3 protein-coding genes are annotated in these 1,331 nt (G+C 71.0%); all 3 read left to right on the top strand.

Going from position 1 to position 1,331, the window contains the following annotated elements; genetic code table 11:
* Nucleotides 1-561, top strand: a 561-nt coding sequence (locus tag ACFWVD_RS28630; protein ID WP_379248014.1) for a YihY/virulence factor BrkB family protein, incomplete at its 5' end; no start/stop codon positions are given.
* Nucleotides 512-937, top strand: a complete 426-nt coding sequence (locus tag ACFWVD_RS28625) for a phage holin family protein (RefSeq protein ID WP_379248012.1) — start codon at nt 512-514, stop codon at nt 935-937. The genes ACFWVD_RS28630 and ACFWVD_RS28625, both read left to right, overlap by 50 nt.
* Nucleotides 934-1,275: a DUF3618 domain-containing protein gene (locus tag ACFWVD_RS28620; protein ID WP_379248010.1), complete on the top strand. Its 342-nt coding sequence runs from the start codon at nt 934-936 to the stop codon at nt 1,273-1,275. Before ACFWVD_RS28625 ends, ACFWVD_RS28620 begins: the two co-directional genes overlap by 4 nt.
* Nucleotides 1,276-1,331: the final 56 nt, after the last annotated feature.

Here is a 1,331-nt window from a genome sequence, read left to right as displayed (position 1 = left end):
GCACTGGGCATGGGTGACGGCGCGCTCACGGCCTGGTCGATCGCGAAATGGCCCGTCCTGGTGCTGCTCGTCACGACCATGATCGCGCTCCTGTACTGGGCCGCGCCGAATGCCAAGGGCCGGGGCTTCAGGTGGGTCACCCCGGGCAGCTTCCTGGCCCTGCTGATCTGGATGGCCGCCTCGGCCGGGTTCGCCGTCTACGTCGCGAACTTCGCCTCCTACAACAAGACGTACGGCACGGTCGCGGGCGTGATCGTCTTCCTGGTGTGGCTGTGGATCACCAACCTCGCGATCCTGCTGGGGCTGGAGTTCGACGCGGAGATGACCCGCCAGCGGGCGATCGCGGGAGGCCTGCCCGAGCACGAGGAACCGTACGTGCAGCCCCGCGACACCAGGGCGTGGAGCGACGAGGACCGTCGCCGTGTGGAGGGATCCCCGACCCGGGACAGCGGACGGGAGCCGCAGCCGCAGCCGGGTACAGCCGACCGACGTGAGGACGAGGTGGAACATCGTGGGCACGATCATGGACACGAACGAACGGACGTACCGCCCCGGCGATGATTCGGTGGGAGTGCTGGTATCGCGGGCGTCCCAGCAGCTCTCGGAGCTGGTGCGCCAGGAGATGCAGCTCGCGCGGGTGGAGATGACGCAGAAGGGCAAGCGGTTCGGGACGGGCGGCGGCCTGTTCGGCGGAGCCGGACTCCTCGGCGTGCTGGCGGCCCAGGCCCTGGTGGTGGCGGGCATCGCCGCGCTGGCGCTCGTGCTCCCGGTCTGGGCCTCGGCCCTGATCGTCACCGCGGTGCTCGCCGTGACCGCCGCCGTGGTGGCGATGGCCGGCCGGAAGCAGATCGCGAAGGCCGGCACACCGGCGCCCGAGCAGGCGATGGACAGCGTCAAGGCCGATGTGGCCGCAATCAGGGAGAAGGCACACCGATGAGCAGCGACGAACCCACGCCGGAGGCGCTGCGGGCACAGATCGAACACACCCGCGACGAACTGGGCCGGACGGTCGAGGCCCTCGCCGCCAAGGCCGACGTCAAGGCACAGGCCCGGGAGAAGACGGCGGCCGTCAAGGCCCAGGCCGCGGAGAAGGCCGCCCACGTCACCGGGCAGATCCGGGACCGGGCAGAACACACGGCGCACCTGGCGTCGGAGAAGACCCACGCGGCCACGGCCCGGGACAACCGGACCACCGCACTGGTCGCCGGCGTCGGCGCCGCCCTGCTCGTGTTCCTGCTGGTACGGCAGGTACGGCACACCAGGGGGCAGAAGTGAAAGCGTCGGCGATCGCGTACAAGCCGGTCGGGCTGGCCCTGGGCGCCATCAGCGGC

This window comes from Nocardia sp. NPDC058666 (assembly GCF_042714895.1).
Taxonomy (GTDB): domain Bacteria; phylum Actinomycetota; class Actinomycetes; order Mycobacteriales; family Mycobacteriaceae; genus Nocardia.
The sequence above is the reverse complement of the archived record's forward strand: the minus strand, read 5'-3'. Positions and strand labels throughout refer to the sequence as shown.